Raw genomic sequence first — 24,481 nt, 5'->3', positions numbered from 1 at the left:
AGCGGCGTCCCCGGACGCCCGGAGGTTGCATCCTATGATCTTCAAACCCGTACAGCTGGGCCGCGAGGCCCTGGACCCCCAAACCCTGGCCGCAGACAAAAAGAGCTGCCGCCGCATCGGCCCCTGCGGCGTGGGCGACAAGGCTTTGTATCTCAACAGCTTTTACCTGGACCGCCGGTATTACGTCACCTATCCCTCCATCACCCGGGCCTTCAAGCGGGTGGCCATGAGCCGGGGCGGCTTCACACAGAAAGGCGTGTTTGCGTCCATCCCCTATCTGGTGGTTCAGTACGACAACGGCAAAGAGAAACAGTGCAACTTCAAGTATGAGGAGCAGGTGGACCAGCTGCTGGACTGCCTGGCCAAGACCCACCCCGAAATCAAGCGGGTCAGCGCCGCCGCCGAGGAGCGGCTGGCCCAGCGGGAGCGGGAACGGGCCGCCCGCAAAAAGCCCAACCTCTCCCCCGAGGCCCAGAAGAGCATCCGCACTCTGGAACAGGCCTCCGACTATCTGACCCAAAAGCCCGAGCTGGCCCAGGAGCTGAGCCTGTCGGCCAAGCGCAAGCGGGCCTACCTGTGCAGCAAGCCCAGTTACCGCTGGGTGGCCCTGGCCATCACCCTGCTGGGCGTGGCCTCCCTGATCTTTGGCGTGACCCTCTTTGCCCAGGGCAGCGGCAGCTTTGGCGCCTACTTTGCCCTGTTCGGCCTGGCGGCCATCTTCATGTTCTCGGGCGCCAGCGTCCTGCCCACCGCCCAGAACAACAAAAAAGTGGTGATGGGCCGGGCTGACCGGGCCCTCCAGGCCATGGAGGACTATCTGCGGAACTACGACAGCTTCCCGGTGCCCGCCCGGTACGCCCACCCCATTGTCCTCCAGCGGATGATCCGCGTCCTGGAAGAAGGCCGGGCCGTCCATCTGCCCGAGGCTCTGGAGGCCGTCAAGCAGGAGCTGAAATCCCTGAACTCGGACGTGGAAGTGGACCAGGAGGAGTACGACGAAGTGGTGGCCATCAAGCCCATGTTCCTGAACGAAAATTATCGCTGAGCCTTTTCCTTCAAAAATCCAACCCCCGGGCCGTCTGGTCCGGGGGTTGGGTTTTTATATGGCTTGGGCCCGGTTAGGGCGTTCTTTTTTCTGGACCAGGCCGGCGGCCCGGTTTCGCTTTCCTTCCCTTATTCGTCTATGTACTCCACCAGAATCACCCAGACCGAACCCTTTTTTCCGTTTCCATGGGTCACGCTGATGCTTGTCATGGTTTTAAGAAGTGTCCCGGTGTTAAAAGTTTCGTCTTCCGTAATGTCTTTCAAGGCCAGCGTTGCCACGCTGCCGGAGGACAGGTCCCCATTGTACACATAAAGATAGGCGTTCTGCCCCACCTCATTCATATCGCCCTGCTGCGTGGACATAATATAGGTTTCCGGGTCCTCCAGAATCATTTCCAGAAAAAGCGAGGCGGCCTCATCCAGAGCGGTACTGGAAGAGATCCGTTTATCCAGGTCCCGGCCCAGATTCAGCACCGCAATCATCTGATTGCACAGGCGGTCCCCTTCGGTCAAAACGGCTTCTTCGTCCTCCTCCTGGTCCGCCAACGGCGTCTCATTCGACTGGAGCAAATACTCGTTGGGAACCATCGTATAACCACAGCCGCCCAAAAACAACATCGACAAAACCCCTGCCAAAAGAATTCCGGCCAAAGATCTCTTTTTCGCTTGGATGCTGCACATAAAATGGACACTCCTTTCGATCACAGAAGGACAGCTTTGCAAAAAGCCGTCTTTTGAGGTTGATAAGCGGACATTTTATCTGAAAAGCCCGGCGTCTGCTTCGCCGGAACTTTGCATACAGCCTTTCAAATCGCGGAGCCGGAGGGCTGAAAGTGCAGCTCGATTGTCGCAAACTGTATCTTTTTTGCAGTGAAGTCGGCGTCTATATTGTCTATTTTCACCAAAATATAATATCATGTGCTCCGGGAACGGGTCAATAAAAATCCCGTCATTTTTTGTCAAAAAAGCGAAGTTCTATATTGTATCTAAAGCTTGAGATAATTTTATGTTGATTTAGCACAGGAAAGCGATACTTCGTTATTCCGGCAAAGGATTTCCATGCTGTGCGGTCAAAAATCTCTCCGGAACCTCGTCCGGAAGGTGTGTCCATCGCCGGTAAAATATGGTAGAATAAAGAAAACGCGCCGGGCCGCCGCAGGCGGGCAACACTTTACAGAAGGAGGGCACCCCATGTCCAATATCACCAAAAAAGCGCTGGAAACAGCCCTGAAAAAGCTGATGCTCCAGAAGCCGCTGGACAAAATCACCATCCGGGACATCACCGACGAGTGCGGCATCAGCCGGATGACCTTTTACTATCACTTCCAGGACATCTACGACCTGGTGGAATGGATCTGCATCGAGGACGCCACCGCGGCCCTCCAGGGGAAAAAGACCTGCGACACCTGGCAGGAGGGCCTGGCCCAGGTGTTTGAGGCGGTGCTGGAGAACAAGCCCTTTGTCCTCAACGCCTGCCGGTGCATCAGCCGGGAACAGATGGAGAATTTCCTGTTCAAAATAACCTATGGGCTGATCCGCGGGGTGGTGGATGAAAAGAGCGCCGGCGCCCCCGTCACCGAGGAACAAAAGGCTTTCATCGCGGATTTTTACAAGTACAGCTTTGTGGGGCTGATGCTGGACTGGATCAAGAAGGGAATGCACGCGGACTATCACGACCTGGTGCGGAACATCAGCCTGACAGCCCAGGGAGGCGTGGACAACGCCATCCGGAATTTTTCCAGAGCATGACCCTTACAAAGGGCCTCCGATGCACAAAAATCACTCATACGGGGTCCTTTGTAGATAGCGGGCAGAGTCGCGGTATGGTAAGATCATGCCATCCTCTAAACAAGCACCTGCAAGAAAGGATGGTTCTGCCATGACCAAGAAAATTTCTCCCCTGACCGCAGCGGCGCTGGGGGCAGCCGGAGCCGGCGCAGCCCTTGCCCTGACCCGCAAATATCAACAGAAAAACCACACCGCCGCAGCCCGTCCGGCTGTGCCGGCCAGCGGCTACCGCAACACCGAGCGGGGCAAACAGCACCCCAACAGCAAGGGGATTTACTATTCCAACGGAAACTATGAAGCATTCGCCCGGCCCGAAAAGCCTGCCGGCGTAGACGATAAAAACGCATGGATTGTGGGCAGCGGCCTGGCCTCTCTGGCGGCGGCCTGCTTCCTGGTGCGGGACGGCCAGATGCCCGGCTCCCACATCCACATTCTGGAAGCCATGGACGTGGCGGGCGGCGCCTGCGACGGCATCCTGGACCCCTCCCGCGGCTATGTGATGCGGGGCGGCCGGGAAATGGAAAACCATTTCGAGTGCCTGTGGGATCTGTTCCGGTCCATTCCCTCTCTGGACACCCCGGGGGCCTCGGTGCTGGATGAGTTCTACTGGCTCAACAAGCACGACCCCAACTATTCTCTCTGCCGGGCCACCGTCAACCGCGGCCAGGACGCCCACACCGACGGCCGGTTCAACCTGAGCCAGAAAGCCATCATGGAGATCGTCAAGCTGTTCATGACCCCCGACGAGGACCTCTACGACAAGACCATCGAGGACGTCTTTGACGACGAGGTGTTTGACTCCACCTTCTGGCTGTACTGGCGCACCATGTTCGCCTTTGAGAACTGGCACAGCGCCCTGGAGATGAAGCTGTATTTCCAGCGTTTCATCCACCACATCGCCGGCCTGCCCGACTTCAGCGCCCTCAAGTTCACCCGCTATAACCAGTACGAATCCCTGATCCTGCCCATGCAGAAGTATCTGGAGGAGGCCGGGGTGGACTTCCGCTTCGGCACCGAAGTGACCAACGTTCTGTTTGAGCACCGGGGCGGCAAAAAGATTGCCACCGCCATCGAGTGCCGTGTCAACGGCAAGGAACAGGGCATCCCCCTCACCGAGAAGGACCTGGTGTTTGTGACCAACGGCAGCTGCACCGAGGGCACCATCTACGGCGACCAGGACCACGCCCCCAACGGGGACGCCGAGGTCCGCACCAGCGGCTGCTGGAGCCTGTGGAAGAACATTGCCCGTCAGGACCCGTCCTTCGGCCACCCCGAAAAGTTCTGCTCCGACATCTCCCGGACCAACTGGGAATCGGCCACCATCACCACCCTGGACGACAAGATTCTCCCCTATATCTCGGCCATCTGCAAGCGGGACCCCCGCAGCGGCCAGGTGGTCACCGGCGGCATTGTCAGCTGCCAGGATTCCAAGTGGCTGATGAGCTGGACCATCAACCGTCAGGGCCAGTTCAAGGCCCAGGACCCCGAAAAGGTCTGCGTCTGGGTGTACGGCCTGTTCACCGACGTTCCCGGCGACTACGTCCACAAGCCCATGAAGGACTGCACCGGCCGCGAGATCACCGAGGAATGGCTGTACCATCTGGGCGTGCCGGTGGACCAGATTCCCCAGCTGGCCGCTGAAAGCGCCGTCTGCGTCCCCACCATGATGCCCTATATCACCGCTTTCTTCATGCCCCGGGCCAAGGGCGACCGTCCCGACGTGATTCCCGACGGCTGCGTCAACTTTGCTTTCCTGGGCCAGTTCGCCGATACCCCCCGGGATACCGTTTTCACCACCGAGTACTCGGTCCGCACCGCCATGGAGGCAGTCTACGGCCTGCTGGGCGTGGACCGCGGCGTCCCCGAGGTGTGGGGCAGCGTCTATGACATCCGCGCCCTGCTGGACAGCGCCGTCTGCCTGATGGACGGCCGTTCTCCGCTGGATGTGGCCCCCTTCTCGGCCGCCAAAAAGCCCCTGCTCCACTTCATCCAGGGCACCGTCCTGGAAAAGCTGCTGCGGGACCACGGCATTCTCCAGGAAACTCCCCAGCGCTGATTTCCTTTTACCGATTTCCTTTTACCATCTCCTCCTTCCAAGAGACCCGCATTGCAACAGGCAGACCCCGGACGCCCCCACAGGCGCCCGGGGTTTTGCTTTTGGATGGAAAAGCCGGGAAGGGATTGTAAAAGAGCCGAGAGTTTAGTATAATTTGTACAATAGTTGTTTTGTGCAAAGCGCGATTTTGTGCGCAGACTGCAAAGATAAATAAAGGAGGGTCTCCATGGCCTACGTCATGGCACTGGACGCCGGAACCACCTCCAACCGGTGCATCCTGTTCAACCAAGCGGGGGAAATGTGCAGCGTCGCCCAAAAGGAATTCACCCAGTACTTTCCCAAACCCGGCTGGGTGGAGCACGACGCCAACGAAATCTGGACCACCCAGCTGGGCGTGGCTCTGTCCGCCATGAACCAGATCGGCGCCACCGCCAAGGATATTGCCGCCATCGGCATCACCAATCAGCGGGAAACCACCATTGTGTGGGACCGGGACACCGGCGAGCCGGTGTATCACGCCATCGTGTGGCAGTGCCGGCGGACCAGCGCCTACTGCGACGAGCTGAAAGCCCGGGGCCTGACCGAGAAGTTCCGTCAAAAGACCGGCCTGGTCATCGACGCCTATTTCTCCGGCACCAAGCTGAAATGGATTCTGGACAACGTCCCTGGCGCCCGGGAAAAGGCCGAGGCCGGACAGCTTTTGTTCGGCACGGTGGAAACCTGGCTGATCTGGAAGCTCACCTGCGGCAAAATCCACGTCACCGACTATTCCAACGCCAGCCGCACCATGCTGTTCAACATCCACACCCTGGACTGGGACGACGAGATCCTGGCCGAGCTGAACATCCCCCGGTGCATGCTGCCCCAGCCCATGCCCTCCAGCCAGTTTTACGACTACGCCGACCCCATGCACTTCGGCGGAGCCATCAAGATCGCCGGAGCCGCCGGCGACCAGCAGGCCGCCCTGTTCGGCCAGACCTGCTTTGCCCCCGGCGACGCCAAAAACACCTTCGGCACCGGCGGCTTCATGCTGATGAACACCGGCAGCCGCCCGGTGTTCTCCCAGAACGGCCTGGTCACCACCATTGCCTGGGGCATCAACGGCACCGTCAGCTACGCTCTGGAGGGTTCCATCTTTGTGGCCGGTGCCGCCATCCAGTGGCTGCGGGACGAGCTGCGCCTGCTGGAAGAGGCCCGGGACTCGGAATACATGGCCAACAAGGTCCCCGACACCAACGGCTGCTATGTGGTGCCGGCCTTCACCGGCCTGGGCGCCCCCCACTGGGACCAGTACGCCCGGGGCACCATTGTGGGCCTGACCCGGGGCTGCAACAAGTACCATATCATCCGGGCCACCCTGGACAGCCTGTGCTATCAGGTCAACGATGTCCTTCACGCCATGGAGGCGGACTCGGGCATCCCCATGACCAGCCTGCGGGTGGACGGCGGAGCCTCCGCCAACAATTACCTGCTCCAAACCATGGCCGACATCAGCAACGTGCCGGTTCTCCGGCCCCGCTGCCTGGAAACCACCGCCCTGGGCGCCGCCTACCTGGCGGGTCTGGCGGTGGGCTACTGGTCCTCCCCCCAGGAGGTGGCCAAGAACTGGTCGGTGGACTGCACCTTCCGTCCCAATATCCCCGAAGAACAGCGGGCCAAGCGCCTGCGGGGCTGGAACAAAGCTGTCCGCTGCGCCTACCACTGGGCCCTGGACGAGGAATAAACTCAATTTTGTCATTTGAAACCGGACCGCCTGCCATGCCTCATCGATCATCCACCATGCTCTATCGACCCGGGAGAACATATCCATGGATTTAAGGAACAATTTATTCAGATATGCCACTAGCGAACTATCTCAGGATGCCTTTCTGTGCTGGCTGGCATCCTTTGCGCTGGAAGATGCCAAACCGGACCGGGCACTTCAAGCCTGCGCGCATGAGTTGTTGGAATGTTTTGTTCCATCCTTGAAAGATTCTCCCTTTGCTGTTATGGATATAGAGCGTCAAGTCGGTCATATCGATGTTTTGCTGACGGTGGTTTCCCGCGACCGGACTTACAAAATCATCGTGGAAGACAAAACCTTTACCAGCGAGCATGACAACCAGCTGCAGCGCTATCTGATTCAGGGACAAAACACCTGGCCGGACTGCACTGTCTGCGGTGTGTATTATAAAATGGGCTTTCAGTCTGATTTGTCCCATGTCAAGGCAGCCGGCTACCAAATTGTCACCCGGGAGCAGATGCTGAACCTTATGGCAAAATATAGAGATCAGACCACGAATCCTATTTTTCTGGATTATTACAACTGGTGGAGCGAATACCACCGACAGACGCTCCTTTATCAACAGCTTCCTCTCGCCCGGTGGAACTCACAGCAAATCCTTGGTTTCTACCATTTCCTACAGACCGGTGGTTTTGCCGCAGATCACCATGTGTGGATGGGATATGGCTATGTCTCCAATCCAAAAGGTGGTTTTGAAGGTCTTTGGATGGGATTACACGACAACCAGTTTATCCTTCTGGATGTTTCCTGTTCCCTTTATCTGCAAATCGAACCTCAATGGAATACTGAGCGTCAAGAACAAACCTTCCCCATTTGTCTGAAACTTTCCCTGGACGAAATCAAAAGCACATCTGTTTCCGCCAAAACAATTCGAGATGCTCTTATCTATGATTCACCTGGACGCTACTGCCTGATTGACTTCCAATTTCAACGGCCTGCCCGGATGAGAAGCGGCAAACATATAACCATCGGCGAATACACCCGGCCCTCCGGTGAAACAGCCGCGCAGTTTCAGGATACGCTGGCAGCTGCAATCAACGACTATCGCAGCTTTTTGCAGAAAGTACAATCATTGGCCCCATAAGCCTCCAACTACATCTGCGTTTGTCTCTTAATCCACCACAAAAGAGGCTGTTGCTTAACTTTTGTTTTGCAACAGCCTCTTGTTTTCTTGTTTTTACTTTTGTCTCCGGCATAAACGCAGGGCCCGGCCCACAGCCAGAACGGTCATCAGGGGCATCATCCCCCACCAGGGCAGCAGCTGGCTGGCCGCCAGAAAGGTCCCCGCCAGCAGCAGGTCCCGCCGGTCATAGCCCCGGCCGGGCAGGTCCAGCGCCCGGTGCAGGGCCCGGTCGGCCAAAACACTGCGGAGAGCAATGGCCGCCACCATCCCGTACACCACCCAGAGGATTTCATCCATCACCCAGGCCCCTGCCAGCGCAAAGCCCAGGCTCACCAGGATGGTGACCAGGTTGATGTGCAGCAGCTGGTTCTGGCGGTTCAAAACCTTCAGGAAAGTGTTGCCCAGCAGGTTCATCTTGCAGTCAAAATAGCAGATGGGCAGCACCAGGGCCAGATATTCCAGGCTCTCCCGGTAGTCCGGCAGCCACAGCTCCAGCAGAGCCCGGCCGGGCAGATACAGCACATACATCCAGGGCAGCAGCAGATACAGCCCGTCCTCCAGCTTTTGGCTGTAGGCGGCCAGCTCCTGCCCCGACACCCGCCGCAGGGCCGGAAACAGCACCATGCTGATCTGGGACAGGAAGGTCAGCGCAAAATTGATGAGGGTCAACGAGAAGGAAATCTGCCCGAAGGCCAGCACTCCCCACCGCCAGTCCACCACCTGACGCCCCACCCCCAGCACCAGCATAGCGCAGAGGTTGGAGAGCATCAGGCTCAGACCCACGGCGGCGCTGCGGCGGCACTCCGCCGCCCCCAGACGCAGATCCAGCCGCGCGCCCCGGAACTCCCCCCGGATGCGCACCGCCAGATAGGCCAGTCCCAGCCCGCAGGCCCCGATGTAGAGGGGTATCAGGGCAAAGACCCCCGCCGCCCCGGCGGCCAGCAGGAGGCATTGTCCCCCCAGATACACCAGTTTGTTCAGGATCAGGGAGCGGGAATAGACGTCCGTCTCTCCCCGGGCCTGAAAGAGATAGCCCAGATGGTTGTGGCAGGAGTAGAGCCAGAAATACATCAGCACCGCCAGCAGGATGGCCCGGCGGCGCAGGTCCGCCACCGCCAGAGAAACCACCCCGCCGAGAGCTGCCGCCAGCACCAGCTGGAAGGCCGCCCCCACCCAGAACTGACTGCGCAGGACGGCGGGGTCCAGTTCTTCCCGGGTTTTGCCGCCCCAGCGCAGATACACCCCGTCGTTGAGACCCAGAGCCAGACAGGGTATGTAGGTGGCGTAAAACACAAAGAGCTGCCACCAGCTGAAATCCTCCGCCCCCAGCACCCGGGGCAAAATCAGGTTGGTGACGCTGCCCACCGCCAGGGCCACCCCCTGGGCAGCGAAGGCGTAGGAGAAATTCCGTTTCAGAGAGGATTCCTGCATGGCGCGTCCCCTTTCTTTCGGATCAGGAGAAGGTAGAGGAAAACCAGCAGCCCCAGCCGGATTCCAAAGCCAAAGGACACCACGCTGGCGAAAAAGGAATTGGAAATGGGGTAAAACACCACGCAGTAATACACCATGGCCCAGACCAGAATGCCCAGATGAGACCGGCGCTTTTTCTGGTACTCATAGTAGAAGCAGAACACCACCGAAAAGACGGTGTGCACCAGGTACATTCCTACCATGCCGAAGTCGTAGTGATAGTCCCGCAGGGCGGTGTAGATGTTGCCCACCGACACGCCGCCGCTCTGGCGGAATTCGTGGTGGATGTAGTAATAGGGGATGTCCAGCAGCCCCAGCTTCCGCAGGCCGTTGTTGAGGGCGTAGAAGGTCTCCTTGCCCCAGATGCCGGAGGGCGCGGGCGGGTCTTTCAGATAGAGGTCCAGACCCGGAATGCCTCCGCCGGCGTAGTGGGTGATGTACTCCACCACCGTCTGGTCCGACTGGCGGCCCACCAGGGCCTTGACGGCGTAAAAGCCATAGAGGACCGCCAGCGCCGCCATCATGACCCAGAACAGGGTTTTCAGCCGGACCCCGCGGGGCCCGCCCGAGCGCAGCATATACCACAGCACCGCCCCGGCCACCACCATGGTCATGGCCGAAAACCGCCCGCCGGTCAGCAGGCTCACCGCCACACAGGCGGCCAGCACAGCGGCGTTCAAGGCTAGATGCAGCCTGCCCAGACGGCGGCCAAACCAGATCAGATGAAACAGATACAGAAAGGCGATCACCGCCGAGGCATTCAGCATCTGGCGGACCCAGCCGGGCAGCTGGTCGGCCAGATCGACGCCGTAGGCGTTTTTGGCCCGGAAAATCACCATGGCGCTGGCGAAGGACCCGCCTCCGCCGATCCGGCGGATCTGGGCCAGCATCACCACCAGCACCACCCCCAGGGCGGCCAGCAGGCCCGCCGACACCCACACCGGGATAGGGGTGGCCCGTCCGCTCCAGGGCTGGACCCGCACCCGCTGAAAACACCCGTGGGCCCAGATGTTCACCCCCACCGTGATGGACAGGGCGCTCACAATCACCCCCACCGTCCGAGGGGCCAGGTCCAGCTGCCAGTAAGACGCATTGTAGAGGGCGCTGGCACAGCTGAAGACAAAGGCCAGACACAGCATGGTGCCGGGGGCAAAGAAGTCCCGGCCGCACAGGCCGTAGCTCACCAGGGTGAGCAGCACCAGGGCGGCAAGCAAAAGATAGATCATGGTCCTTCCCTCCGGTTTTCAGGTAGCAAAGCGGTCCACCCAGGCTTTCAGGCCGTAGGCGTCCCGGCAGGCCTCGTCCGGCCCCTGCCATGGCCGGGCCAGAAATTCCCCCAGAGCGCCGGGGTCGTCCTGGCCCCAGACAAAGACCCATCCCGGGTGGTAGAAGTCCCGGGTCTTGATGTCGGGGCTGGTGGTCAGCAGTTTTTTGCGGTAGAACAAAGCCTCCAGAGGCCGCAGGGTCAGCCCTGCCTGGCCGGCGCAGGGGCAGTCCACCACCACCCGGGAGGCGGCGATTTCCGCCACAATCTCCCGGTAGGACAGCCGGGGGCTGTTGACCCCCACAATGCAGAACCGGGTCCGGCATCCGGCCTTTTGCAGGGCCTGTTCCATCTGGGCCAGCAGCGGGCCGCGGCCCTTGTCCTGTCCCACAAAAAACACGTCCTGCCGGATGGCCTGAGGCCCGCCGGAGTCCCGCGGGATATAAAACTGAGGATTGTACCGCATTCCATAGGCGGCGCAGTCCGCCGGGTCAAAGGACCACACTTCACAGGCCGACCGGTCCAGGACGTCGGGGGAAAGGGTGGCCGCCACAGGGTTGCGGTACCAGACAATCACCCGCTTGCGGGGGTAACGCTGTTTGAGATACCGCACCACGTTGGGGGTGTTCCCCGCGTCGGCCAGGACGATGGTGTCGTAGTCCCCGGCCGCGCGGGTCCAGTCCCCCAGCCAGAGTTCCCGGCCCGGCAGGTCCAACGAGAGATGCGCCTTGCGGGCCGCCCGGATGGCCCGGCCGGTCCACTGTCCTCTCAGCATGGGCAGAAAAAGGATGCCGTCCCGCTCAGCGCCGTCCAGGCCGTACTGCTCATAGAGGCTGTCAATCAGGACAAGGGTTTTGGGTTGTGTCATCATGGAGAAACCTCTGGTAAAACTCGTTTCTGGCCCGGTCCAGGGTCCGGCATTCAAAGGCGCGGGCCGCCTCCAGGCTGCGCCGGGCCTCGGCGGCCCGGACGCCGGGGTCGGCCAGCAGTTCCAGGACGGCGGCAATCCCCGCCGGGTCCCGCCGCCCAAAGAGGCAGGCCGGGCTGGCCAGCTCGGGGTTTCCTCCCACCCGGCTGCAGGCCACCGGCACCGCCCGGCTCATGGCCTCCGCAATGGACCGGCACAGCCCCTCGCTGTCGCTGGGGTGGACGTAGATGTCCAGCCCGTCGTACCAGCTGTCCATCCGCTCCCGGGGCAGGCTGCCCAGGATTTCCACCTGGTCCGCCACCCCCAGCTTTTGGGCCAGGGCCAGCAGTTCCCTGCCCGACCCGGCCCCCGCCAGCTGATAGCGGAAGCGGGTGTTCCCCTTCCGCCGCAGCAGGGCCAGGGCTTCTATTATCCACCGCTGGCCCTTAAAGGCCACGTCCAGAAAGCCCGCGGTGCCCAGCACCAGGGTGTCCTGCCCGGCCTGGATTTTCTCCAGCCGGGCCGCCAGCACCTTTTCGTCCAGCGGGGCCAGTTCCACGTCGGAACAGCCCAGACTCCGGCCGCGGCAGGGATACCGCTTTTGGAGGGCCTGCCGGGTCACATACACTGCCCAGGGGGCTCGCCGGACCAAAGCCCGGCACCGCAGTTCCCGCCAGGGGGCAAGCATCTTGCCCCGGAGGCTGTGGTACCAGCTGCCCTCCCAGGCAAAGCCGGTCACCTCCACCAGGTAAGGCCGCCGGTACCGCCGGCAGCAGGCCAACGCGGTGTTGGTGTAAAAGTTCCCCGGCGAGCGGACAATCACCCGGTCGGCCTCCCGGACTGCCTGGGCGATGGCCCGCCGCACCTGGCGGCGACAGCGGGGGGTCAGCAGCCGGGTTCCCGGGCGGTAGAGGTCGGGCAGGGCCAGACAGGTCATAAGGCTGGTGTCGCAGCGGTTGAACCGCTCCATGGCCTCCCGGGGCGGATAGACTTTGTCCTCCCGCCGCAGCAGCACCGTCAGATCCCCCCATTCCCGATACCGCGCCCACACCGCCTCACTGAAATTGGAGTCGGTGTACAGGCCCCCGTCGGCGTCGTATTTCCACCGGGACCCGCCCTGCACAAACAGGATCTTCACAGGGCCCGTCCTTTCTGCTCGGTCCGGTAAGCCCGGTACAGCTCCTCGATGTAGTCGGGGTCAAACATCCGCCTTTTCTCCGGGTTCATCCCCACCAGAATCTCATCCATCTCCCGGGCGGTGAGGGTCTTTTTACCCTCCAAATAACTGCCGTAGTCGGGGTGGGCCTGATGGGACGCCGACAGGTAATGGGCCGCCGAATACCCCCAGGGATTCTGTCGGTAAAAGTCCAGCACCACCCCGTCCAGAATGTCCAGCAGGGGGCCCATCCGGTAGGAGGCCCCGGCACGGTCGTTGAGATAGCGGGCAAACAGCTCGGTGTTCAGGTTTCCGGCGCCCCGGCCCATGCCGTAGACCGAGCTGTCCACAATCAGATCCCGGGGGCTGTTCTGCTCCACCAGGGCCTGGGCGTTGGCAAAGGCCAGCTGCAAATTGTTGTGGGGGTGGAAGCCGATCCGCACCGCCGGGTCCAGATGGGTTTCCGCCAGCCGGAACAGCCGCAGCAGGTCGCCCCGCTGAAGGGTGCCGAAGCTGTCCACGATGTAAAAGGCATAGGGCTGCAGCGCATTGACCCGGGCGATCAGGTCCAGAAATTCCCCTTCGGTGTAGCTCACCGACACCATGGGCTGGACAAACACCTGATACCCCTTCTCCCGGACGGTGCGGCAGGCCTCCAGCGCAGCCCGCCGGTCCTTTTTGTGGAAGGCCACCCGGATGCCCTGGATGGGGACCTCCGCCTGGGGCGGCAGCCGGCTGAAATCGTATTTGCCGTAGTCGGCCAGTGCCACATACCGGGCCCGGCCGGCAGCCCGGCCCCGGGGCAGAACGGCCCCGATCTGTTCCGGATGGGTGAAGCGGGTGACGTCGGGGTGATGGAGCACCCCGTCCAGCAGAAAGCCGCACTCGATGATTTCCACCCCGGCGGCCGCCAGCCCGGCGGTGATCCGGCGCTGGTTGTCCAGCCCGAAACGGCAGTCGTTGCAGTAGCCTCCGTCCCGGAGGGTGCAGTCCAGCATCTGAATGGTTCCCATCTCACTCCACCCCCTGTCCCGGCAGATAGCCGCAGCGGTAGAGGGCGTCGGCGATGCGGAAATCCTCCGCCTCGTCGATGTCCACCGCCTCGATCTGGCTCACTTCCACCAGATAAGGCCGCTGGCCCACCCGGCGGCCCATCTGGGTAATGACCTCCCGGGTGTAGATGTAAAAGCCGCTGGTCTCCTGATAGAGGGGCGGCAGGTCCTGGGTGCGGGGGATGCAGGCGGGATCATAGTTCCAGGGCCGGCCGTCCTTCCACAGGAAGTCCTGGACTTTCCGGGCCGCAAAGGCCGAGTCGTATTCCCCGCTGCGGACGGCTTCCAGCCCTCTGCGGAGGGACGCCGCCCCGATGAATGGGGCGGTGGCGTGGGTCATCAGGTAGCAGCCGGCCTCCACATCCCGGGCAAAGGCGGCCAGAACCTGGGTCATGCTGGCGGTGTCCCGGTCCAGGTCGGGGGACCGGCGCAGAAACTCCACCCCCGGCGGCAGAAAGGTCTGGATGTCCGGGTCGCTGCAATAGACGTAGACCCGGTCCAGCTCGGGCAGGGTCAGCAGGGTGGACAGGACATACCAGCACAGGGGTTTGCCCCCGGTGAAGGGTCTGGTGTTTTTATGGGGAAGGCGGCGGTTGTTCCGCTTGATGGGGACAACGGCAACGGTGGTCATAGGCAAAGGTTCTCCTTTCAGACGATTTCTTCCAGCGGGACGCGGGGATACACCTCCAGCATCCCGCCCCGGGTACAGTTGACGACCCGGACGCCCCGGGCCTGGGCGAACCGCCGGAAGGCGGCGTGGGCCTGCAGCATTTTATCCCCCATGACGGCGGCCTTGGGGTCATGGTAGCCGTAGGGCAGAAAATGGCTTTTGGGCTGGTTGTAATTGCAGTCACACCCCAGCAGGTAAATTTCCCGAAAGCCCATATAGCAGGCCATCTGCAAAGCCGAGAAGGTCACCGAATAGCCATCGCAGACGCAGCTGTAGCAGTCCTCCGAAAAGCGAAACTCCCCCCAGCCCTTCCAGTGGAACATCTTGTGGTCCAGCTCATGGAGGGGAAACGCCCGGAACCGCTCCGGCACCGGGTAAGCCGCTGCAATCTGCCCGCTGACCCAAATTTCGGGCAGCTGGCTGCCCGCGTCCCCGGCCAGCAGGGGCGCCAGCTTCTGGTAGACATACCAGTCCTGTATCATGTAGACATCCGGCCGCCAGGCGGTGTTCTCCCAGGCCAGCAGACAGGAATTCATGCTGAAACTGTACTCCCCCCGGATGCGGTCCAGATCCTCCATGGTGAGGCTGGGGCCGGTGGCCACCACAAAGCACCGCTGCCCTGCAAAGCGGCCCCGCTGTTTCAATATCCACTCATACCGGGGGTCGTGGGCTCCGGCGCGGCGGGCGTCCGCCTGCCGCTGGGCCTGCCGGTATTGGGCCGCCAGCACCGGCCAGGCCGCCACCCGGGCGGCGGCGTCCAGAAGGGGGTTTTGTTTGGCTTTTTGCAGCAGGGTCTGCTCCCTCATGACTGCCTCCTTCCCCGGCGGTTCAGCCGGTGCACTTCTCGTAAATCTTCTGGTAGGCCCGGGCCATGGACTGGGCGTTGTAGATCTCCAGAATTTCCCGCCGGGCCTGCTGGATCAGCGGGCCGGTCCGGCGCTGCTGGGCCTGCCGGATGGCCCGGACATAGTCCTCCACCTCATGGCAGACAAAGCCGTTTTCCCCGGTGCGGATGACGTCCCCGCCGGCGGCGTCGCTGACCACACAGGTTTTCTCCAGATACATGGATTCCAGCAGGCTCATGGGCAGCCCCTCCCACCGGGAGGTGAGGAGAAATACATCCCCCTCCATGGCCCGGCGGAGGGCTTCTTCCCGGCCCACCCAGCCGGTGACTTCAATGTTGGGGGCGGTGAGGCGGTCCCGCAGCTCCCCATCCCCCACCCAGACAAACCGCAGGTCGGGCATGGCCCGGGCGATTGCCTCAAACCGTTCGGGGCCCTTCTGGGTGCAGATGCGGCCCAGGGTGTAGACGGTGAAGGGCCGGCCGGACCGGGCGGAGGGCTGGACCTGATTCATCATGTGGTGCAGCTCCTCCACATCGATGCCGTTGGGGACCCAGGCGGACCGCCGGGTCAGCCGGAGGCTCTCCCGGTGTTCCCCCGCCCCGCAGCTGATGGTGGTGCACCGCCGCCGGGCGCAGACTGCCTCGATGGTGCGGTAGAGTTCCCGCTTGAGGGGGCTGCAGTCCTCCATCAAAAAGCTGTAGCCGTGGGGGGTGTAAAAGAGCGGGGTTTTCTTTCCGCTCCAGGCCAGGCGGCCCAGGGCCCCGGCCTTGCTGCTGTGGAGGTGGATCAGGTCGGGCCGGATGGCCCGGGCCAGGCGCCGCAGCTCCCGCAGGGCTTCCAGGTCCCGGGCGGGGCGGATCTCCCGGCAAAAGCTCTCCACCTCCACCAGATGAATCCGCCGGTCAAACCGCGCCCGGAAGTCGGGCGGGGTCTCAGGCCGCAGCCCATAGGCGAGATAGAGGTCGTACGCCTCCGCCAGCCGGTTGGCCAGCTCCACCACATAGGTAAAGACGCCGCCGCCCATGGCCTCCACGACCCAGAGAAGTTTTTTCTGCATGGTATTTCTCCTTTCAGGCGCCGTACATCCGCAGCACCGCGCCCACGGTGCGGAAGAGAATCTTCCAGTCCTGGCAAAAGCTCCGCTCCTGTATGTATTGGAGGTCCAGCTCCACCCACTGGGCAAAGCTGAGTTGGTTGCGGTGGGGAGCAATCTGCCAGTAGCAGGTGAGCCCGGGGGTCACATAGAGGCGCTGGCGCTCATAGTCGGTGTACTGGGCCGCCTCCCGGGGCAGGGCCGGCCGGGGCCCCACAAGGCTCATGTCGCTTTTCAGGACGTTCACCAGCTGGGGCAGCTCGTCCAGGCCGGTCCGCCGCAGAAACCGCCCCACCCGGGTGATGCGGGGGTCGTCCCGTATCTTAAAGACCGGGCCGTCCATCTCGTTCTGGTCCAGCACCTCGTTCAGCCGGGCCTCGGCCCCCGGCACCATGGACCGGAACTTGTAAAACCGGAAAATCCTTCCGTCCCGGCCCACCCGGTCCTGGACGAAAATGGGGCTGGCTCCCGGGCTGTCCAGCCAAATCACCAGAGCCACCGCCCCCATCAGGGGCCACAGCACCGCCAGGGCCCCCGCCGATAAAATCACATCCTGGGTCCGGCGGCCCATCCAATACCGGCGCTTGCTGTCCAGCACCTGGCGCCGGTCCAGCCAGCGGCCGCCGGGCGGCGGGGCCGGCATCCTCTGCGCGGAAAATTCTTTGTCTGTCCTGGGTGTCACAGCACTCCCCCCTTTTCCTTTCTCTGCCGAATCTGGCAAAATCCTGCAAAAGGAAGAAGGCTGCCCTCCCCCGCGCCGTCCGCGGTGAGAAAGCAGCCTTCGATGTCCTTTTCATCGGGACAGTGCCTCAGGGCCGGCTGACCGCGCCCCGGGGCGCCGCCCTCAACATCAAGCCTGGGCGCGGGCCATCAGCATGACCGGGCCGGAGGTGGTAACGGACAGATAGACGGCGCCGCCCGACACGCGGACCGGCACAATGCGGGAGTTGCCGGCGCGGTCCCAGCAGATGGCCACCATCTGGGTGCCGTCGGTGACGCCGGGCACGGCGATGGCCACATCCACGCTGCCGCCCTGGGCGATGGCATTGGCGGCGCCCAGCGAGGCGGCAATGTCATACAGGGCGATGGGGCTGTAGCTGTCGGCCGAAGCGCCCACCGTGGACTCAAAGGCGGCCGCTGCCGCAGGGGCCGTGGCGGCCAGCAGGCCGCTGACCGACTCCGCCTCGGTGACCTTCTGATACAGGCTGTTCAGCTGGCCGTTGGCGGCGTAGGACAGGCCGCTGGAGGTGGCCTGGCCCGACAGCTGCTGTGCCGACAGGCCGGTGGCGTTCAGGGCAGCGTTGGCGGCCAGGGTGGCCGACACCGGGGTCACCTGGATGATGACATCCTGCGAGGACTCCACCTGCACCGCCGAGCCGGTGGCCGGGTCGATGGACGGCTTCGAGGAGACGGTGATGGACGTGCCGGTACTGGTGGAGACGGAAGGCTGGGTGACCCCCACCTCGCTCTGGGTGCGGCTGGGATACCACTCCACCGCCAGCACCTGGCTGCCCATGGCCACGGCAATGGCTGCCGCCACCGATGCGCTGGCCAGATTTCGGACCAACTTGTTGTTCATGATTTACGTACCTCCATTGGGTGATTTATTGTGCGAATGACCCCGGCCGTAGCCGTAGTCACTGCTACCGTAATAACGCTGGTAGTAGGCGCTGGCCCGGCTGCCGGTGTCGGCCCGGTTGAGAACCATCCCCAGCAGGGGGGTCTCGGTCCGTTTGAGCAGCTGGGCCGAGTGCTCCACCAGCTTGCGGGGGGTGCTGCCGCTGCGCACCACCAGGACGCTGCCGTCGCAGTGGCGGGCGATGTTCAAGCCGTCCGCCACGCTGCACAGGGGCGGCGTGTCAATCAGTATGTAGGCAAAGCGCTGGGCGCAGTACTCCACCATCCGGGCAAACTGAGGGCTTTCCAGCAGGATGGTGGGGTTGGCGATGGTGGACGCCACCGGGATCATATAACCATTAGGAATATTGGTCTTGTAGATCACTTCCTGGATCTCCGCTTTGCCCGCCAGATAGTGGGCGGCGCTGAGGAGTTTTTCCTGGTTGGCGCTGCGGATGCCGTACTTGCGGCGCATTTCCGAGTTGCGGAAGTCGCAGTCGATGAGGAGCACCGGCGTCCCCACCAGGGCCATCTGCCGCCACAGCTGGATGGTCAGAAAGCTCTTGCCCTCGTTGGGGACGCTGCTGGTCATCATGACGGTGCGAATCCCGTCGCCGCAAAAGCCCAGATTGATCCGCAGCTGGTTGAGGGCCTCGGCCGCCGCAAAGGGCAGCTCGGGCATGGAATGGATTTTCAGCTCTTTCATATCGCTTCCTTTCGTCGGAACCATCTCCGCTTGGCTCCGGCTTCCCCGGGCTCCGACTCGGGGATGGTGGCCAGCGGCTGCACCCCAAAGTGGCGGGCCATGTCGTCGGGGGTCACAAAGGTATCGTTCAGCAGATGACGGCCCAGCAGCACCCCGCAGCACAGCACAGCGCCCAGTACTCCGCCCAGCAGCAGGTTGTACAGGTAGCTGGGGCTGGCCTTTTGGGTGGGGACGATGGCCTCCTCCACCAGGTTGGGCTCCTGGGTCTCCATGATCTGGGGCAGGTACACCCGGGCCAGGGACACCAGCTCATTGGCGATGGAGGCGGCCTGATGGGGGTCGGGGCTGGAGACGGTGATCTTGAGGATGCGGGTGTCGGATGCGTTGGTGATGCGGATCATCTCCTCCAGGTCCCGGGTGGTCATCCCCTCCAGGTCCAGACGGTCGATGACATCCTCCAGCAAAGGGCGGCTGCGCATCAGTTCCTGATAGTCCGCCGTCAGCTGGGAGCCGATCTGCAGGTCGGTGAGGTTGACCACCGAGTTGTTGGAGGCGGACACAATGTACAAACTGGAGGTGGCTTCGTACAGCGGGGTGATGAAAAACCGGGTGATGACCAGGGCGGCGGCCGCGCCGGCGGCCAGACAGCCCAGAATCACCCAGATGTGCCCCCACAGCAGATAGAACAGCTCCACCAGGTCGATTTCCTCCCGGGGAGCGCCCCATGCCGCCGGGGCTTCGTTGAGGGCTTCGTGATGTTCCATAACGCGCAATGTCTCCTGAATCTCAGATTTCCTGATAGAACAGCTGCAGAATGGTCTTTTGCAGGCTGTCCTCGTCCAGATAGTAGGCCCAGTATCCGTCCTCCACCGTGTTTTCGCCGTCGATGGTCAGTACCGGCAGCTGGGCATACTGCTGCAGGCGGCCGGCAATCTGGGCCGCCCGTCCGCTGGGAATATCGGTGATGATATAGTCGGCCGCCTCCTCATAGGCCTCCACCACAAAGGAGGGGTCCATCTGGCGTGCCTTCTCCTCAAAGGCCCGGAGGAACTGGCGCTGACGCTCCATGCGGGCCAGATTGGTCTGGTCGTCCACGTTCTGGCGGGTGTGGACGTATTCCAGGGCCTGTTCCCCGTTGAGGGTGAGGGTCTGGCCCTCCACCAGGGTGGGGTCCACCGCCGACAGGTCCGAGGTGACCGTCAGGGTCACCCCGCCCACCAGGTCCACCAGCATCCCCACGCCCCCCATGGTGAGGGACACATACCCGTCGATGGGCTGGTCCCCCAGCAGCATGGACACCGCCCGGACGTTGTTCTCGCAGCTCTGTTCCCGGCCGTTGCCGTAGGCGTGGGCCAGGGCGATCTGCTGGCGGATGGTATAGGGTACGGTGCCCATCATGCTCAGCACCGGCACCTCCACTATGCTGTCCCGGTTGATCTGGAGCATCTGCCAGGTGCGGGCATCGTGGTCCAGCACCAGCAGAATCTGGGCGTCGGCCTGGCCGCCGGCAATATAGCTCTGGGTGCCCACCGCCTTGCCCATCACGTCGATGCCCAGAAACAGATAGCTCTCCACATTCTTTTTCTGGCGGTAGGTGCGGCCCTCCACCGTCATCTCCTCCAGATAGACGGGGGTGCGGTGGTCGCTGCCGGTGCCCCCGGCCGGGGCGGCGGCATCCGCCTGGTCCCAGCGCTGGAGGGCATAGCCCCCGCAGCCTAGGGCAGCCAGCGCCAGGGCGGCCGCTCCCGCCGCCCGGCAAAAGTCCCGCCGGCTGACCCGGCGGTCACGGTAATCTTTCATGGATTTGCAGCACAGACAGCCGGCTGGAGCAGGGTTTCCGCGTTCCGGTCCAGCCGGGTCAAAAAGCCCGCCCCCAGTTTCTGGGCGGCTGTCCTTCTTCCTTCCTGGAGATTTGGCACCCGGTGGGTGAGATTGTGGCAGTCGCTGGCCATCAGAGGGAACCGGGCCTCCCGCAGCAGTTCCAACGCCAGACGGCGGGTCCGCCAGGACAAAAGCGCCCCGGCATTCACCTGCAAAGCCACCGGCAGCTGTTCCAGCTGGCGGATGCGTTCCCGGTTGCCCTTGAACCCGCAGAACCGCTCGGGGTGAGCCAGCACCACCCGAAAGCCCCGGTCCAGCACCAGAGCCGCCACCTCCTCCACCTGAAAGTCGTTCCAGATGGAGAAGGGCATTTCCAGCAAAAGGGTGCGGGTGCCCTGGATGCAGAGGCGGTCCAGGTCGGGGCATTCGCTGATCCCCGAGAAAAAGGCCGTCTCCGCCGCCGGCAGAAGCCAGGGCAGGTCCCGGGTGAGAACCGGCCGCAGGCTGTCCAGGGCCTCCTCCCGCCGCCGGCAGAAAGCGTCGATCTTCTCCCGGCTGGCGTAATAGTGGGAGGTACAGCATACGGTGCCGATGCCCTGTTCCGCCTGGCGGCGCAGCATCCCCAGCGAGACCGCCGTGTCGGGGCTGCCGTCGTCCATGCCGGGCAGAACATGACAGTGGATGTCCGCCAGCTTTTCCGTATCCATTGCAGCCCCTCCTTTCCTCTGGTATACTGGGCCTGTACTCCCGGCTTTTCCGCCTCCGGCGGGGGCCGGAAAGGATCTTCCATCTGGAAAATGAAAGCTCACCGCCTCAAAGTCCGGCTGCCGCCGGGCTTTTTTCGTTTGGCCTGCCCTTTATGGACCCCTTTGGGCTCCGGCCGGGCAGCGAAAAAATCCGGTTCATCTCCCGCCGCATCCGGCCCAGATTGGAGTGCACATAGCGTTTCAGGGTGATGTTGGCGTCGGTGTGGCCCAGAATCTCACTGAGGGTTTTGATGTCGCATCCCGCCTGCAGGCAGGTGGTGGCAAAGGTATGCCGCAGCAGGTGGGGGTGAACCTTCCGCACCGCCGCCCGCCGCAGATAACCCTGGATGCTCTTGCGGTAGCACCGGGGCTCCACCGGCCGGCCGGTATTCCCCGACAAAAACCAGCTATCGGCCCCGGCTTCCCTCCCCAGCCCGGCCAGCAAAGGCAGCAGGCTGCGGGGGATGGGGATTTCCCGGCCCGAGCTGCGGGTTTTGGGGGTCTGGATCACCAGCCGGGTGTGCCCGTCGGGGCCGTAAATCCGGCTCACCGTCCGGCGCACCGTCAAAAGGCCGGCTTCCAGATCAAAGTCCCCCCACTGCAGCCCGCAGACTTCCCCAATCCGCAGGCCCAGCTCCATCTGGAGCAGCAGCCCCACCCTGCGTGAGGTGGGGCGTTCCAGCACAAATTCCCGCACCCGGGCCTGTTCCGAGCTGGAAAGAGGCTGGGCGGCCCGGGGCTGGGCCTGAGGCAGCTTGACGCAGATTTCCATGGGGCGGATCAGCCGCAGATGGGCCGCATATTTGCAGATGCGGCGCAGCATCACCAGACATTCCCGGGCCGAGGAGGACCCCAGAGGCCGGTGGCTGCCGTCCGCCGGGTCCAGCACCCGCAGCATCCCCTGTTCCAGGGCCTGCTCGTCCAGGGACAGCAGTTCCGCCTCTCCAAAGACCGGCAGCAGATAGCGCTGGAGGGTGTAGCGGTAGTGGGCCAGGGTGGACTCCTTGACCCCGCATCCAATGGAAGCCAGCCACTGCCAGGCCAGCTGTCCAAACCGCATCCGCCGCCCCGACAGCTGATACAGCCCGCACTCGGCCTTTCGGCGGATCAGTTCCTGCCGGACTTCGGCGTAGCTGGAGCCGTATACCGACCCCCAAACGGCTTTCCGGTCGGGGGTGCGGGCTTTGATATACCGGCCCTCCCAGCGTCCGTCCTTTCGTCTGCGGATGTTTTCGCCATGTTTTGCCATTTCAGGACCCTCCTTCGGTCTGGGCTGTGCGCCCCTGCACAGAAAGCACAATTTGCCGGCGGCGCGGCGGCGGTTTTTGCGGCAGATTGTCCAGCGCAGGAAAATTCACGTCCCCAAATGGAAAATCCAGCCAAGTTTACCGTATTCCTTCCTATTGCAACCGCCCGGCCGGCATGATAGAATAGCAGGGCAATTGGCCCGGCTTTGAGCGTGGATCCTCCATTTTCCAGATGGAGGATCTTTTTCTTTCCCGCCCGGCTACAGTATGCCCCGTCCCGGCCCTCCTACATACCAGACCCTCGAAAACCGTTTTTTCCGCAAACAAAAAAAGCTGCTCCCCCATCTGCTTTCGCAGACAGGGGAACAGCTCTCGCTATCAAAAAAGTTACTCCAGAATTTCAGCGCACTTGCGCAGCCACTCGATCACCGGCAGGTGCTGGGGGCAGGCCCCTTCGCACTGGCCGCAGCCGATGCAGTCCGACGCCTTGCCCCGGCCTTCCACTGCCCGGGCGTAGGCCTCCCGGGCCTGGTCCGGCTCGTTGCGGGCCAGCTGCTTGTTGGCGGCGGCAAAGACCTTGGGAATAAAGATCTGGCGGGGGCAGCCGTCCACGCAGTAGCCGCAGCCGGTGCAGGGAATGGCAGCCGAATGGGCCAGAATCTGCCGGGCCCGGGCCACCGCGTCCCGCTCGGCCTGGTCCACCGGCCCGAACTGGGTGAAGGTGGCCAGGTTGTCCTCCATCTGGGCCAGGTTGGACATGCCCGACAGCACCGCCAGAACGCCGTCCAGGCTGGCGGCAAACCGCAGCGCCCAGGACGCATAGGACATGCCGGGCCGGGTCTGGTCAAACAGGTCCTTGATCTCCTGGGGCGGGTCGGCCAGAGCGCCGCCCTTCACCGGCTCCATGATGACGATCTGCTTGCCGTGGGCCCGGGCAATCCGGTAGTTTTCACCCGAGGTGACCTCGGGGTTATCCCAATCGGCATAGTTGATCTGGAGCTGAACGAAATCCACATCCGGATGTTCGGTGAGCAGCTTGTCCAGCAGGGCGGGGGTGCCGTGGAAGGAGAACCCATAGTGCCGAATGCGGCCTCTGGCCTTTTCCTCCTTCACAAAGTCCCACAGACCCCAGGCGTCGTATTTTTTGGCGTTGGAGTCCTGCAGGGCGTGGAGCAGGTAGTAGTCAAAGTATCCCGCGCCGGTGCGCTCCAGGCTCTGTTCCAGCTCACTGCGGGCGTCCGCCGCGTCCTTGGCCACCCGGGCGTTCAGCTTGGTGGCCAGGGTGTAGCTGTCCCGGGGATGGCGCTCCACCAGGGCTTTCCGGGTGGCTTCCTCGCTGCCCGGGTAGACATAAGCGGTGTCAAAGTAGGTAAAACCCGCCGCCAGGAAGGCGTCCACCATCCGGCTGGTCTGGGCCACGTCGATTTCCTCGCCCACCTTGGGCAGGCGCATCAGGCCAAACCCCAGAGGCGCATGGTTTGCCGCTGTGTTCATCTGTCTCATCCTTTCCATTGCCCCGCCGGGCCAGGCCGGCCGCGGGCTTTCTGGCATCAGTATAACACACCGGCCCCGGGATGGAAATGGGTTGGGGCAAAATGCGCGGCGAGAGCTTTTTCGGCTTTTTCGAGAAAAAGCCTGGCAAAAAGCTTTTCAGACCAGCGCCCGCCTGCGCGGGCGCTGTAACTTTCATTCAAGAGCGAAAAAAGGGCTGGGCCCCGAAAACCAGGGCCCGGCGCTTTTATGTGAATGGGAGAGAATGGCTTATTACTGGGGCTGCTTGCCAATATAGGCCAGGATGCCGCCGTCCACATACAGGATGTGGCCGTTGATGAAGTTGGAAGCATCCGAAGCCAGGAAGACAGCGGGTCCGCCCAAATCTTCAGCCTCGCCCCAGCGGCCGGCCGGAGTCTTGGCGATGATGAACTGGTCGAAGGGATGACGGCTGCCGTCGGGCTGGATCTCACGCAGGGGTGCGGTCTGCGGAGTGGCGATGTAGCCGGGTCCGATGCCGTTGCACTGGATGTTGTAAGCGCCGTACTCGGAGGCAATGTTCTTGGTCAGCATCTTCAGGCCGCCCTTGGCTGCTGCATAGG

23 protein-coding genes are annotated in these 24,481 nt (G+C 62.6%); 5 read left to right on the top strand and 18 right to left on the bottom strand.

Annotation, left to right across the window (positions count from 1 at the left end):
* The first annotated feature begins 34 nt into the window (after positions 1-34).
* Entirely contained in the window at positions 35-1,045 is a 1,011-nt protein-coding gene (locus B5F27_RS10845; RefSeq protein ID WP_087248603.1) for an ATPase P, read from the top strand.
* 128 nt (positions 1,046-1,173) lie between these two features.
* Here B5F27_RS10845 and B5F27_RS10840 read toward each other — a convergent pair whose 3' ends face one another.
* Complete coding sequence (locus B5F27_RS10840; RefSeq protein ID WP_144066514.1) at positions 1,174-1,662, bottom strand: hypothetical protein; 489 nt, start codon at positions 1,660-1,662, stop codon at positions 1,174-1,176.
* Positions 1,663-2,235: 573 nt separating this feature from the next.
* Between B5F27_RS10840 and B5F27_RS10835 the strand changes: the two genes are divergently transcribed.
* From B5F27_RS10835 to B5F27_RS10820, 4 genes are all read left to right on the top strand, one after another.
* On the top strand, positions 2,236-2,793 hold the full coding sequence (locus B5F27_RS10835) for a TetR/AcrR family transcriptional regulator (protein ID WP_087367552.1): 558 nt from the start codon (positions 2,236-2,238) through the stop codon (positions 2,791-2,793).
* Positions 2,794-2,923: 130 nt separating this feature from the next.
* Complete coding sequence (locus tag B5F27_RS10830) at positions 2,924-4,888, top strand: oleate hydratase (protein ID WP_087248609.1); 1,965 nt, start codon at positions 2,924-2,926, stop codon at positions 4,886-4,888.
* 226 nt (positions 4,889-5,114) lie between these two features.
* Complete coding sequence (gene glpK, locus B5F27_RS10825; RefSeq protein ID WP_087248611.1) at positions 5,115-6,611, top strand: glycerol kinase GlpK; 1,497 nt, start codon at positions 5,115-5,117, stop codon at positions 6,609-6,611.
* 85 nt (positions 6,612-6,696) lie between these two features.
* Positions 6,697-7,755: a hypothetical protein gene (locus tag B5F27_RS10820; protein ID WP_087367549.1), complete on the top strand. Its 1,059-nt coding sequence runs from the start codon at positions 6,697-6,699 to the stop codon at positions 7,753-7,755.
* 93 nt (positions 7,756-7,848) lie between these two features.
* Here B5F27_RS10820 and B5F27_RS10815 read toward each other — a convergent pair whose 3' ends face one another.
* From B5F27_RS10815 to B5F27_RS10740, 17 genes are all read right to left on the bottom strand, one after another.
* A complete protein-coding gene (locus tag B5F27_RS10815) occupies positions 7,849-9,225 on the bottom strand; it encodes a hypothetical protein (RefSeq protein ID WP_087367546.1) in 1,377 nt (458 codons plus the stop codon).
* Complete coding sequence (locus B5F27_RS10810; protein ID WP_087367543.1) at positions 9,207-10,490, bottom strand: O-antigen polymerase; 1,284 nt, start codon at positions 10,488-10,490, stop codon at positions 9,207-9,209. The genes B5F27_RS10815 and B5F27_RS10810 overlap by 19 nt, the downstream gene beginning before the upstream one ends.
* 18 nt (positions 10,491-10,508) lie before the next feature.
* Entirely contained in the window at positions 10,509-11,399 is an 891-nt protein-coding gene (locus B5F27_RS10805; RefSeq protein WP_087367540.1) for a hypothetical protein, read from the bottom strand.
* Positions 11,365-12,573 carry a glycosyltransferase gene (locus B5F27_RS10800; RefSeq protein WP_087367537.1) on the bottom strand — a complete coding sequence of 403 codons (1,209 nt, stop codon included), beginning with the start codon at positions 12,571-12,573 and terminating at the stop codon, positions 11,365-11,367. The genes B5F27_RS10805 and B5F27_RS10800 overlap by 35 nt, the downstream gene beginning before the upstream one ends.
* Complete coding sequence (locus tag B5F27_RS10795; RefSeq protein ID WP_087367534.1) at positions 12,570-13,604, bottom strand: aldolase catalytic domain-containing protein; 1,035 nt, start codon at positions 13,602-13,604, stop codon at positions 12,570-12,572. The genes B5F27_RS10800 and B5F27_RS10795 overlap by 4 nt, the downstream gene beginning before the upstream one ends.
* A gap of 1 nt (position 13,605) precedes the next feature.
* A complete protein-coding gene (locus B5F27_RS10790; protein WP_087248623.1) occupies positions 13,606-14,274 on the bottom strand; it encodes an acylneuraminate cytidylyltransferase family protein in 669 nt (222 codons plus the stop codon).
* Positions 14,275-14,291: 17 nt separating this feature from the next.
* Complete coding sequence (locus B5F27_RS10785; RefSeq protein ID WP_087367531.1) at positions 14,292-15,119, bottom strand: DUF115 domain-containing protein; 828 nt, start codon at positions 15,117-15,119, stop codon at positions 14,292-14,294.
* Positions 15,120-15,141: 22 nt separating this feature from the next.
* Positions 15,142-16,215 carry a glycosyltransferase gene (locus tag B5F27_RS10780; RefSeq protein ID WP_087367528.1) on the bottom strand — a complete coding sequence of 358 codons (1,074 nt, stop codon included), beginning with the start codon at positions 16,213-16,215 and terminating at the stop codon, positions 15,142-15,144.
* A gap of 13 nt (positions 16,216-16,228) precedes the next feature.
* A complete protein-coding gene (locus B5F27_RS10775) occupies positions 16,229-16,933 on the bottom strand; it encodes a sugar transferase (protein WP_242962168.1) in 705 nt (234 codons plus the stop codon).
* A gap of 168 nt (positions 16,934-17,101) precedes the next feature.
* Positions 17,102-17,830 carry a hypothetical protein gene (locus B5F27_RS10770; RefSeq protein WP_087367525.1) on the bottom strand — a complete coding sequence of 243 codons (729 nt, stop codon included), beginning with the start codon at positions 17,828-17,830 and terminating at the stop codon, positions 17,102-17,104.
* Between the two features lie 3 nt (positions 17,831-17,833).
* Entirely contained in the window at positions 17,834-18,574 is a 741-nt protein-coding gene (locus B5F27_RS10765; RefSeq protein ID WP_158098235.1) for a CpsD/CapB family tyrosine-protein kinase, read from the bottom strand.
* Positions 18,571-19,338 (bottom strand): Wzz/FepE/Etk N-terminal domain-containing protein, encoded by a 768-nt coding sequence (locus B5F27_RS10760; protein WP_087367519.1) that lies wholly within the window; start codon positions 19,336-19,338, stop codon positions 18,571-18,573. The genes B5F27_RS10765 and B5F27_RS10760 overlap by 4 nt, the downstream gene beginning before the upstream one ends.
* A gap of 22 nt (positions 19,339-19,360) precedes the next feature.
* Positions 19,361-20,374 (bottom strand): LCP family protein, encoded by a 1,014-nt coding sequence (locus tag B5F27_RS16555; protein ID WP_144066513.1) that lies wholly within the window; start codon positions 20,372-20,374, stop codon positions 19,361-19,363.
* A complete protein-coding gene (locus B5F27_RS16550) occupies positions 20,371-21,102 on the bottom strand; it encodes a CpsB/CapC family capsule biosynthesis tyrosine phosphatase (protein ID WP_144066512.1) in 732 nt (243 codons plus the stop codon). Before B5F27_RS16550 ends, B5F27_RS16555 begins: the two co-directional genes overlap by 4 nt.
* Positions 21,103-21,208: 106 nt before the next feature.
* A complete protein-coding gene (locus B5F27_RS10750; protein ID WP_087367512.1) occupies positions 21,209-22,390 on the bottom strand; it encodes a site-specific integrase in 1,182 nt (393 codons plus the stop codon).
* Between the two features lie 385 nt (positions 22,391-22,775).
* Positions 22,776-23,882, bottom strand: coding sequence for an aldo/keto reductase (locus tag B5F27_RS10745; RefSeq protein ID WP_087367510.1), 1,107 nt, complete (start codon positions 23,880-23,882; stop codon positions 22,776-22,778).
* 270 nt (positions 23,883-24,152) lie between these two features.
* Positions 24,153-24,481 (bottom strand): SDR family oxidoreductase (locus B5F27_RS10740; protein ID WP_144066511.1); only part of this gene is annotated, 329 nt, incomplete at its 5' end.

Source organism: Faecalibacterium sp. An192 (assembly GCF_002160175.1).
Classification (GTDB): domain Bacteria; phylum Bacillota; class Clostridia; order Oscillospirales; family Ruminococcaceae; genus Faecalibacterium.
Note: the sequence above shows the minus strand (reverse complement) of the source record. Positions and strands in the feature narration are given on the sequence as shown.

Coding starts and splice junctions, on each gene's coding strand:
- B5F27_RS10745 (WP_087367510.1), bottom strand. CDS start 23,882: ATGAACACAGCGGCAAACCATGCGCCTCTGGGGTTTGGCCTGATGCGC.
- B5F27_RS16555 (WP_144066513.1), bottom strand. CDS start 20,374: ATGAAAGATTACCGTGACCGCCGGGTCAGCCGGCGGGACTTTTGCCGG.
- B5F27_RS10830 (WP_087248609.1), top strand. CDS start 2,924: ATGACCAAGAAAATTTCTCCCCTGACCGCAGCGGCGCTGGGGGCAGCC.
- B5F27_RS10780 (WP_087367528.1), bottom strand. CDS start 16,215: ATGCAGAAAAAACTTCTCTGGGTCGTGGAGGCCATGGGCGGCGGCGTC.
- B5F27_RS10815 (WP_087367546.1), bottom strand. CDS start 9,225: ATGCAGGAATCCTCTCTGAAACGGAATTTCTCCTACGCCTTCGCTGCC.
- B5F27_RS10810 (WP_087367543.1), bottom strand. CDS start 10,490: ATGATCTATCTTTTGCTTGCCGCCCTGGTGCTGCTCACCCTGGTGAGC.
- B5F27_RS10765 (WP_158098235.1), bottom strand. CDS start 18,574: ATGAAAGAGCTGAAAATCCATTCCATGCCCGAGCTGCCCTTTGCGGCG.
- glpK (WP_087248611.1), top strand. CDS start 5,115: ATGGCCTACGTCATGGCACTGGACGCCGGAACCACCTCCAACCGGTGC.
- B5F27_RS10845 (WP_087248603.1), top strand. CDS start 35: ATGATCTTCAAACCCGTACAGCTGGGCCGCGAGGCCCTGGACCCCCAA.
- B5F27_RS10840 (WP_144066514.1), bottom strand. CDS start 1,662: ATGTTGTTTTTGGGCGGCTGTGGTTATACGATGGTTCCCAACGAGTAT.
- B5F27_RS10785 (WP_087367531.1), bottom strand. CDS start 15,119: ATGAGGGAGCAGACCCTGCTGCAAAAAGCCAAACAAAACCCCCTTCTG.
- B5F27_RS10835 (WP_087367552.1), top strand. CDS start 2,236: ATGTCCAATATCACCAAAAAAGCGCTGGAAACAGCCCTGAAAAAGCTG.
- B5F27_RS10795 (WP_087367534.1), bottom strand. CDS start 13,604: ATGGGAACCATTCAGATGCTGGACTGCACCCTCCGGGACGGAGGCTAC.
- B5F27_RS16550 (WP_144066512.1), bottom strand. CDS start 21,102: ATGGATACGGAAAAGCTGGCGGACATCCACTGTCATGTTCTGCCCGGC.
- B5F27_RS10820 (WP_087367549.1), top strand. CDS start 6,697: ATGGATTTAAGGAACAATTTATTCAGATATGCCACTAGCGAACTATCT.
- B5F27_RS10770 (WP_087367525.1), bottom strand. CDS start 17,830: ATGAACAACAAGTTGGTCCGAAATCTGGCCAGCGCATCGGTGGCGGCA.
- B5F27_RS10790 (WP_087248623.1), bottom strand. CDS start 14,274: ATGACCACCGTTGCCGTTGTCCCCATCAAGCGGAACAACCGCCGCCTT.
- B5F27_RS10805 (WP_087367540.1), bottom strand. CDS start 11,399: ATGATGACACAACCCAAAACCCTTGTCCTGATTGACAGCCTCTATGAG.
- B5F27_RS10760 (WP_087367519.1), bottom strand. CDS start 19,338: ATGGAACATCACGAAGCCCTCAACGAAGCCCCGGCGGCATGGGGCGCT.
- B5F27_RS10750 (WP_087367512.1), bottom strand. CDS start 22,390: ATGGCAAAACATGGCGAAAACATCCGCAGACGAAAGGACGGACGCTGG.